Genomic DNA, 7,965 nt, shown 5'->3' with positions numbered 1-7,965 from the left:
TGAGTCCCCGGCTCGTCACGGGCCGGACGGCGTCACAGCCCCTCCGGTGGGGTCAGCGGCGCCACCGCGCCGAACTGCTCCAGCCGTGCCAGCATGCCCTCGGGCACCTCCTCGGCGTGCAGGGCGAACAGGTAGTGGTCGCGCCAGTCCCCGTCCACGTGCATGTAGCGCGGCACCAGTGCCTCGAACCGGAAGCCGAGTTTGCGCACCACCGCCAGACTCTTGGCGTTCTCCGGACGGATCGCCACCTCGATCCGGTGCAGCTTGAGCGTGGTGAAGCAGTAGTCGCAAGCCAGCGCCACGGCGGTCGGAATGATGCCCCGGCCGGCCCAGCGGGGATCAACCCAGTAGCCGATCTGCGCCCAGGAGGCCGAGCCGTAGGTGATCCCGCTGACGGTGACCTGACCGACGAACCGGGGGGTGCGGCCGTCCGGGGTGTAGTCCACTGCCCAAGGCAACATGGTGCCGCGCCGTGCCCGGTGGCGAAACCGCCTCACCAGGGTGGCGAAGCCGACCGACTGGTCGAGGGCGCCGGGGGGACGGGTGGAGTCCCAGGGCTTGAACCACGCCTCTCCGTGTTCCCGGATCTGGGACCACGCGCGCTCGTCGGAGGGCTTGAGCGGACGAAGGGTCACCGGTCCACGACCCAGGGTGACCGGCCAGCGGGACGGGGCGTCGTTCACCGAGGCTTTCCGTGGGCTCGCGCCGTCAGCCCTTGAGGGGCCAGCAGGTGACGTCGCCATGGGCGTCCACCTCACCGGTTCCAGGGCCGACCACGATCACGGCGTCGGCCGCTGCCAGTTCGAGGACGCCGGGGTGTTCCACCGGCACCGGCACCGCGCCGCGCTCGGAGATTCCGGCCAGCAGGAACGTGGTCCGGGACGGGTCAGCGGTGAGCGGCTGGAGGGTGGGCAGCGTGATCTCCTCACGCTCGGCCGGGTCGATCCCGGCCAGTTTGTGGAGTACCGGCCGTCCGAACGCCTGATAGGCGAGGTAGGCGGGGTACGCCTCGCGGGGCAGCACCACCACGGGCACCTGCTCCTCGCCGATGACCGCGAACAGGCCCGGGACCTCCGGCTCGATCGCGATCCTCGCCTCGTCGATCGCGCCCAACTCACCCAGAACACCGGCCAGCACCGGGCTGGAGTCGGCCGCGATCAGCACCAGGTCGGCCCGCAGCAGCTGGTCGGAGAGCCGCTGTCGCAGTTCGCCGGCGTCGCCGGGCAGGATGCCAACCGGGTAGACCTGAGCGCCGTCGCCACGTGCGGTGGCGGCGATCAGCGGGGTGGTGGCGTCATAGACCTGACCGATCCGTTCCAGCGGCAGCCCGGGATCGACCAGGTTCGCACCCAGGCTGGCAACCACCACCCGCGGCTTCGGACGCGCCAGCACCTTGTCCAGCCCGACCTCGGCCAGCAGCCCGAGTTCACGGGCCTGCAGCACGGTACCGGCCTCGACCAGCCGGTCGCCGTCGGCGATCCGGGAGCCGGCGACCACCAGGTTCTCGTGGAAGCTCGCCTCGGCGGTGAACTCGACGTCCTCGCCGAACTCCACGCCGGCGTCCAGCACCACCACGGCATCGCAGCCCTCGGGAACCGGGGCGCCCTCGGCCACCTTGACGGTGGTGCCGCCCATCAGCGGGGCGCCACGGAAGCCGCCCGGATCGATCTCGCCGACCAGCGGCAGCCGGACCGGACGGGCAGGTGCGGCACCGACCAGGTTCGATCCGCGGACCGCCCAGCCGGTCACCGCGGCGGTGGTGACAACCGGAATGTCGATGTCGGCGGAGATCGACTCGCACAGGGTCAGGCCGCTGGCCTCGAGCAGCCCGATGCCGAACGGGCGCAGCCCCTGCACCTGTGAGAGCAGGTAGTCACGGTGCTCTGCCACCGAGCGCACGCCGTTCTCGTCGCCCGACGGCGCGTCGCCCAGCCTCCTGGGCTCGGGTACCGGGGTGGGTGGCACCGGCTGGGCAGGTGCCAGGTCAGTCTTCGTCCGTCCGAACAGGGCCATGCGCCTACCATAAGTCAATGACCGACCCGGCCCGCGGAGCCCGCGCCCGAGGCAGCCAGACTGCCACCAAGGACGTGCTGCGCTCCCGGCTCCGCGCCCGGCGGACTGCGGTCCCGCTTCCCGCCGGCGACCGCACCGCGCGTGCCCTGGCACTGTCGGCGGCCGCACCAGCGGTGGCCTGCTACGTCTCGCTGCCCGAGGAGCCCGACACCCGTTCCCTGATCGAGACCCTGGCCGCCGGCGGCACCCGCATCCTGCTGCCGGTGCTCCGTCGCGAACCGGACTGGGCCTGGTACACCGGCCCGGACGACCTGACCCCCGGGTGGCGTGGGATCCCGGAGCCGACATCGGACCGGCTGGGCCCAGAAGCGCTGGCCCAGGCGGCCTGGATCTGGGTGCCAGGCCTGGCCGGAACACCGGCCGGCGACCGGCTCGGCACGGGCGGGGGCTGGTACGACCGGGCGCTCGGCCACGCGTCGGCGGACACCCGGATCGGGCTGCTGCTGCACGACGGCGAACTGCTCGACGCACTCCCGACCGACCCCTGGGACCGCCGGGTCGACGTCATCCTGACGGCCTCGGCAACCGTCTGGCGAGCGGAATAGCGACGGCGATTGCCGGGTTCTTCCTGGCGGAAAGTACCATTGGCCCGACAACGACCCCGTCCCAGGAAAGTAGCCCATGCCCACCTATCAGTACCGATGCACGCAGTGCGGTTCCGAACTGGACGTGGTGCAGAGGTTCACCGATGCCCCGCTGACCGAGTGTCCCGAGTGCGAGGGCACGCTGCGCAAGGTCTACAGCGCGGTCGGGGTGGTCTTCAAGGGCTCCGGGTTCTACGCCACCGACAGCCGCAGCCAGGGCAAGGCCAACGCGGCCACGCCCGCGGCGAGCAAGTCCGCCGAGGCCAAACCCGCCGAGGCCAAACCCGCCGCCAGTGCGACCAACTCCTCGGCAGCGTCGTCCACAACCTCAAGTTCAGCTGCCTGACCCTGTGGAGAACTGACCCGAGCCTGCCGGATCGGCCAAGACTGGGGTATGCGAGCCTTTCTGACCTCTCTTGCCCGCGCCGTGCGCTGGCACCGGCGGGTGGTGGCAGCGGCCTGCGCTGCCGTCGCGGTGTACGCCGGCCTCACCGCCCTGACTGACAGCGATCGGGGCAGCGTCGTGCTCGCCGCCGGTCACGACATCGACGCCGGCCACACCCTTGCCGCCGGCGATCTGACCAAGCTGCGGCTTCCGGCCGAGGCGGTGCCCGCCGGTGCCTTGACCGACCCCGACCAGGCGGTGGGACGGACGGTGGTCACCCTGGTACCGGCCCGGGCGGTGCTCACCCCGCGGGATCTGGTCACCGCCGGCTCGGTGGTCGCCGCCGGACGGGTGGCGCTGCCGGTCAGCTTCGGCGACGCTGCTCCGCTGGAATTGCTGCGGGTCGGTGACCGGATCGACGTACTGGGCGCCGACAAGACGGGTGAGACGGCGGCCGTCGCCGCGAACGTCCGGGTCGCCGCGCTCCCGGCGGCAGACGACGGTGGTTTTCTGGGCAGTCGCCACGCCCCGCCCGTCCTGCTCGATCTGAGCCCCGAGGAAGCCGCCCGCGTCACCGCTTCGGCAGCGGCCTCCACGCTCGCCTTCGCCCTGCACTGACAGCCTGCGCCGGTGTCGAGATGGCGGCGACCGGGCGGCGAGCACTCCGTAAGGTGAGGGGCACTGACACCCACAGCGAGGAGACACCCATGAAGGGCTTCAAGGACTTTCTGATGCGCGGCAACCTGATCGATCTGGCGGTCGCCGTCATCATCGGTGGCGCCTTCGGAGCGGTGGTGACCACCTTCACCGACGTGATCCTGAGCATCATCAGCCTGTTCGGCGGCAACCCCAACTTCGACTCCGTTGCCATCGGCGGGGTGGTTGTCGGACCGTTCATCACGGCGCTGGTGTCGTTCCTGATCATCGCGGCGATCGTCTACTTCCTGATCATCAAGCCGATCGAGGCGATCAAGGCCGGCAGCGACAAGCTGGCCGGCAAGGCGCCCGAGCCGGAAGCCGAGGCGGCGCCGACCACCGAGGATCTGCTGACCGAGATCCGCGACCTGCTGAAGGAGCAGGCGAAGTAGCAGCTCCGGAGGCGCACCCCGTCGTCGACGCTCGGCCGGGTGCATCGTCACCCTGCTGCGCCACGACCTGGGGAGAAGAGACACGCGCTGGAGCGTGTTCTGCCTATCCCTGGCCGCCGCGAGCGGGGTTCCGCGGAGTGGCTCGCAAGGCACAGGAGGGAAGCGATGTGGCGCATCGCCGACCGACGACAACGCTGCGAGACGCCCGCGGGGCACCGTGCAGCAGGCCACCGTGGGGGATAGGGAGACACGCTCTAGCTTCCGTGGTGCGGCGGCACCTCCCGCAGCAGGCGAAGTTCGTCGGCGGTGAAGGTCGTCCGGGCCGACGGTGGTCGGGTCTCCAGCGTCACCAGGCCCAGCAGTGCGCGCGCACTGCCCAGCACTGCAGCAAGCTGAGCTGCCCCACACCCGGCCCGCAGGTCCGGCGGGATCAGGTGCGGCCAGGACTGCCCGTCTCGGACGCAGGCCTCGGCATGCGCACGCAGCCGCGCCGGCGTCCAGCCCTGCGCCGCGAGCCCTGCGATCAGCGCGGGCGGGTCGGGCCTTCCTGGCTCGGGAAGTTCGAGATCGGCTCCGGTCAGGGCATAGGCCAGGGATGCCTGCCAGCGCGCCAGCCGGCCGGGTTCGTTCCGGGGCTGCCGGGCGTCCGGATCCCGGCCTGCGGGCTCGGCCGCCCCCGGCTCAGGCATCCGGCTCGCTGCGGTAGTGCCTGGTGCCGCCCTCGTCGGCCAGCGACACCTCGCCGACCACCTGCGACCGGACGTCGAACACCCAGTCGCCACGCACGGTGAGCGCGGTGGCCCGCCGTAGCGAAGGCACCACCTGCACCCGGGCGTCGAAGTCGTCCACCAGCTTGTAGTACTTCCCGTCCAGGTCGACACCGGGAATCTCCACCACGGCTCGCAGCTGGGCATCCTGGCCGAGTTCGAAGACGTCCGAGCGCAGCAGCAGCAACTCATTGGTGGTCTTCACCGGCAGGAACCGGTCCCGCCCGACAGCGATCGCCCGCGCTCCCCTGAAGACCTCGATGGCAGCCCCCATCGCACACTCCAACTGAATCACCTTCGGCGAGGCCGGGTCGGTCGGATCGACCGTCTTCTCGTTGCGGATCAGCGGCAGTCCGAGCACGCCGCCGCGCTCGGTCAGCGTCTGGCGCAACTGCACCAGATCCAGCCAGAGGTTGTTGGCGTGGAAGTAGGGGTGACGGTGCTCGTCGGTGAACCAGTGCATCTCCTCGGGCGCGGTCTGCGCGGTGTCACGCAGGATCAGCTGCCCGTCGGCCTTGCGGACGGCGAGGTGACCGCCCTTGCGGTCGTTGACCGTGCGCAGGCACACCTCGGCGGCATACGGCGCCCCCGTCGAGGCGAACCAACCGGCCAGCCTCGGGTTCGGCGCCGCCCCCAGGTTGTCGCCGTTGGCGACGGTGACGTAGCGGAAACCGGCGTCCAGCAGGGCGTCCAGCACACCCGATCCCCACAGCGCCGGATAGAGGTCGCCGTGCCCGGGGGGGCACCACTCCAGAGCCGGATCCGCCGGCCACTCCACCGGGGTGAGGTCGTCGAGCCGGATCTTGGGTTCGGCACTCTGCAGGAAGTCCAGCGGCAGTCCGTCCACCGCCAACTCCGGGTAGCGGGCCAACTGAGCCAGGGTGTCGGAACGGGTGCGGAAGCTGTTCATGAACAGCAGCGGCAACCGCACCCCATAGGCCTGCCGGGCGTGCATCACCTGGGCGACGATCAGATCCAGGAAGTTCTTCCCGTCCCGCACCGGCAGCAGCGACTTGGCCTGGTCGAGGCCCATCGAGGTGCCGAGGCCGCCGTTGAGCTTGATCACCACCGTCTGCGCCAGGGCCGCCACCTGGTCCGCCTCACAGACCTCCACCTCGTCGAGCCGGGGCGGATCGAGCAGCGGCTCGATGGAGTCCTCGGCGATGATCCCGGTGGCGCCGGACTCGGCCTGCCGGTAATAGTGCGCGAAGACGTCGACGGCCACCGGGTCGACGCCGGAGGCGCGCATCTTGTCGGTGCTCAGGGTGAGGCCACGATCGCTCATGGTGCTGATGGTACGAGACCGGGCCGGACCGGACACAGACATTGCCCACAGCGGCCTTCGTCACGCGAATGCCGGCCCACAGCGGCCTGGAAACAGAAAACGAGAGTGACGCCGGTCGAAGGGCTAAAAGCCGTCTACCCACCCCCAGGAGACATCATCGACCCTGCGTCACTCTCAGTCGAGAGACTACACGACCGCGCAACCCTTTGCCAAAGAAACCCGGCCAATTCCCGCGGCTGGTGACATCGCTGGTGGCGTCATGGCTGGCCAGGCCCGGTTCGCCGGCCTCGTCACCCGTCCCACGGACGCGCCGGGCGCACAGCCAGCGCACCCCCGGTTCGCAACCCCGCAGCAACTGCAGCTTTCGCCGGACGCGTGCACAACCTCGCCCGGCGTACTAGCGTGACCGTCAGGCGCCCTGGTGGCATCGTGCCCACAGTGATCGTGGGAACACGCCCCCAGGCCTGCCGTTAACCGGGTGGTTCCCGTGCGTTAAGGCGGTACCCCTAGCGTCCACTGCGACCGCCCGTTGGTGGTATCCACGTACGACTTGGAGGACTCAATGACCCGTACTCCCGTTCTTCGGCGGCTCGGCGGCCTGGTCGCCGTCAGCCTGGCCGCGACGCTCGGACTGAGCGCCTGCAGCGGCTCGGCCCCCGCCGACAGCAAAGCCGCTTCAGCCACCAGCGTCGCCGACTTCGGCAGCTTCGCCGATCTGGAGGCAGCCGCCAAGGCCGAGGGCAAGCTCAACGTGATCGCGCTGCCCCGCGACTGGGCCAACTACGGCGCGATCCTGGACGCGTTCAAGGCCAAGTACCCCGAGATCACCGTCGACGAGCAGTCGCCGGACGTCTCCAGCGCCGAGGAGATCAAGGCAGCCAAGGACAACAAGGGTCTGGACAACGCTCCCGACACCTTCGACCTCGGCCTGGCCGTCGCACTGTCCAGCACCGACCAGTTCGCCGCCTACAAGGTGCAGACCTGGGACGACATCCCTGACACCCTCAAGGAGCCCAGTGGCCTCTACGTCGGCGACTACGGCGGCTACATGTCAGTGGGCATCGACTCCTCGAAGTTCACCGTCCCGACCTCCCTGGCCGATCTGTTGAAGCCGGAGTACAAGGGCGCGGTGGCAATCAACGGCGATCCGACCCAGGCCGGTTCGGCCTTCGCGGCGATCGGTCTGGCTACCCTGCAGAACGGTGGCACGCTGGACGACTTCACTCCGGGGATCGACTACTTCAGCCAGCTGAACAAGGCCGGCAACTTCCTCAAGGTCGACCCCGACTCCGGCACCATCGCCAGCGGCGCCACCCCGATCGTTTTCGACTGGGACTACCTGAACGCCACTGCCACCACGAGCAACCCGGCCTGGAAGGTGGTCGTCTTCAGCGGCAAGGGCTACGCCGGCTACTACTACCAGGCGATCAACGCCGACGCCCCGCACCCGGCGGCCGCTCGGCTGTGGCAGGAGTTCCTGTACTCCGACCAGGTGCAGAACCTCTGGCTGGCCGGTGGCGCCCGTCCGACCCGGATGGAGGCCATGACCAAGGCCGGGACGATTGACGCCGCGCTGGCCGCCGCCCTGCCACAAGCCCCGGACGAGAGCTTCGTCCCGACGGCCGACCAGAGCACTGCTGCCGGCAAGCTGCTCGGCGAGAAGTGGGCAGCCGCGATCGCCTAGGTTGTCCATCGTGTCGTCTCCTACTGTGAGCGCAACGGCCGGGACGCGGGCATCGTCCGCGTCCCGGCCGCGACAGCGCAGCTGGCTGGGCCCACTCGG

The 7,965-nt window shown here is 70.1% G+C and carries 9 protein-coding genes; 5 read left to right on the top strand and 4 right to left on the bottom strand.

Translation table 11 applies throughout. The annotated features are described in order from the left end of the window. Positions 1-32: 32 nt before the first annotated feature. Positions 33-683 carry a GNAT family protein gene (locus tag VB080_RS15325; RefSeq protein WP_323419322.1) on the bottom strand — a complete coding sequence of 217 codons (651 nt, stop codon included), beginning with the start codon at positions 681-683 and terminating at the stop codon, positions 33-35. Between the two features lie 25 nt (positions 684-708). Continuing rightward, positions 709-2,013 carry a gephyrin-like molybdotransferase Glp gene (gene glp / locus VB080_RS15320; RefSeq protein WP_323419321.1) on the bottom strand — a complete coding sequence of 435 codons (1,305 nt, stop codon included), beginning with the start codon at positions 2,011-2,013 and terminating at the stop codon, positions 709-711. A 17-nt stretch (positions 2,014-2,030) separates the two neighbouring features. Here glp and VB080_RS15315 point away from each other — a divergent pair, with 17 nt between their 5' ends. From VB080_RS15315 to mscL, 4 genes are all read left to right on the top strand, one after another. Next, positions 2,031-2,618, top strand: a complete 588-nt coding sequence (locus VB080_RS15315; RefSeq protein ID WP_323419320.1) for a 5-formyltetrahydrofolate cyclo-ligase — start codon at positions 2,031-2,033, stop codon at positions 2,616-2,618. A 76-nt stretch (positions 2,619-2,694) separates the two neighbouring features. After that, positions 2,695-3,003, top strand: coding sequence for an FmdB family zinc ribbon protein (locus VB080_RS15310; RefSeq protein WP_323419319.1), 309 nt, complete (start codon positions 2,695-2,697; stop codon positions 3,001-3,003). Between the two features lie 48 nt (positions 3,004-3,051). Further along, positions 3,052-3,660, top strand: coding sequence for an SAF domain-containing protein (locus VB080_RS15305; protein ID WP_323419318.1), 609 nt, complete (start codon positions 3,052-3,054; stop codon positions 3,658-3,660). Positions 3,661-3,749: 89 nt separating this feature from the next. Then, entirely contained in the window at positions 3,750-4,130 is a 381-nt protein-coding gene (gene mscL, locus VB080_RS15300) for a large conductance mechanosensitive channel protein MscL (protein WP_323419317.1), read from the top strand. Between the two features lie 254 nt (positions 4,131-4,384). Here the strand turns inward: mscL and VB080_RS15295 are convergent, their stop codons facing one another. Together VB080_RS15295 and VB080_RS15290 are read right to left on the bottom strand one after the other, a co-directional pair. Then, complete coding sequence (locus VB080_RS15295) at positions 4,385-4,819, bottom strand: hypothetical protein (RefSeq protein ID WP_323419316.1); 435 nt, start codon at positions 4,817-4,819, stop codon at positions 4,385-4,387. Then, the gene (locus VB080_RS15290) at positions 4,812-6,182 is read right to left on the bottom strand and encodes a UTP--glucose-1-phosphate uridylyltransferase (RefSeq protein WP_323419315.1); all 1,371 of its coding nucleotides are present in this window, start codon (positions 6,180-6,182) and stop codon (positions 4,812-4,814) included. The genes VB080_RS15295 and VB080_RS15290 overlap by 8 nt, the downstream gene beginning before the upstream one ends. 562 nt (positions 6,183-6,744) lie before the next feature. On the opposite strand from VB080_RS15290, the gene VB080_RS15285 reads away from it, so the two are divergent. Beyond that, complete coding sequence (locus VB080_RS15285) at positions 6,745-7,866, top strand: ABC transporter substrate-binding protein (protein WP_323419314.1); 1,122 nt, start codon at positions 6,745-6,747, stop codon at positions 7,864-7,866. Positions 7,867-7,965 lie beyond the last annotated feature (99 nt).

Source organism: Propionicimonas sp. (assembly GCF_034927565.1).
In the GTDB taxonomy this organism is placed as follows: Bacteria; Actinomycetota; Actinomycetes; order Propionibacteriales; family Propionibacteriaceae; genus Propionicimonas.
The sequence above is the reverse complement of the archived record's forward strand: the minus strand, read 5'-3'. Positions and strand labels throughout refer to the sequence as shown.